Source organism: Pseudoxanthomonas sp. LjRoot204_2 (assembly GCF_056175765.1).
Window position 1 is genome coordinate 1 of the sequence record NZ_JBGFFG010000723.1, and the last position, 1,077, is coordinate 1,077.

At 66.1% G+C, this 1,077-nt stretch carries 1 protein-coding gene; it reads left to right on the forward strand.

Going from position 1 to position 1,077, the window contains the following annotated elements:
- Positions 1 to 186: 186 nt before the first annotated feature.
- Positions 187 to 1,077, forward strand: an 891-nt coding sequence (locus AC04L7_RS19410) for an acyltransferase family protein (RefSeq protein WP_475513804.1), incomplete at its 3' end; no start/stop codon positions are given.

Here is a 1,077-nt window from a genome sequence, read left to right on the forward strand (position 1 = left end):
GTGTTCGACACCTTCACGCAGAAGCAGCGAGTTCACGTATTGCACAACGCAAAGTACGACTCGCTGGTTCGCTTCGGTGTATTGAATGACGTGAAGGGCCCGCCGGCTTATCCAGAATGCGGAAAGGTGATGCTGCAGCCGTGCCGGCCGGATCCGGTGGCCGGTCCCTGAGCGGAGGCCGCACCGATGCCGTACAACCCCGCGCTCGATGGCCTTAGGGCGGTCTCGATCCTCCTGGTCGTCTGCTTTCACTGCCTCATCCCCGGCGCCGGCGGCGGGTTCGCCGGCCTGGACGTGTTCTTCGTTCTCTCCGGCTACCTGATCACGACGCTGCTCCTGGCGGAGCACCGCCACGGCGGCATCGACATCGGCAGGTTCTACGCGCGGCGCGCGCTGAGGCTCTACCCGACGCTGCTGCTGCTGGTGCTGGTCTATCTCGCACTCGCTCCCTGGCTCTGGCCGAAGGACGACAGATGGTTGGTCGCCGGGCTCACGGGCACCTTCCTGATGGACTACGCGCTCGCCTTCGGGACTCCGCCGTCGACCATCGGGCACGTCTGGTCGCTGGGCGTCGAGGAGAAGTTCTACCTGCTGTGGCCCTTGCTGCTGCCGCTGCTGCTGCGGGCGCGCCGTCCGGTCGCGTGGCTGCTGGCAGCGTTCGCCGTGCTGACCGCGTGGCGTTACTTCGTCGCCTTGAACTGGGGATGGAAGCAGGCGTACTTCAGCTTCGACACGCATGTGACCGGCATTGTGCTGGGCGCCATCGCGGCGCTGGCCCGCCTGAAGATGTCGCGGCCGACCGTCGTCATCGCCTGCATCGGCCTCGCGTTGACCGTCGCTCTTCCGTCCTTGCCCTTCGTCCGCATCACGGAGGGGGTGACCTTGCGGATCACCCTCGCGGAGCTCGCGGCCTTCGTGCTCGTCTGCCACCTCGCGGAGCACCGCGACACGCCGTTCCTGGCGTCGCGGCCGATGGTCTACATCGGCCGCCTGTCCTACGGCATCTACCTCTGGCACTTCTTGTTCATCGACATCATCGACTTCGAACGCTCGCTGCCCCCGTGGGTGCTTCTGGGT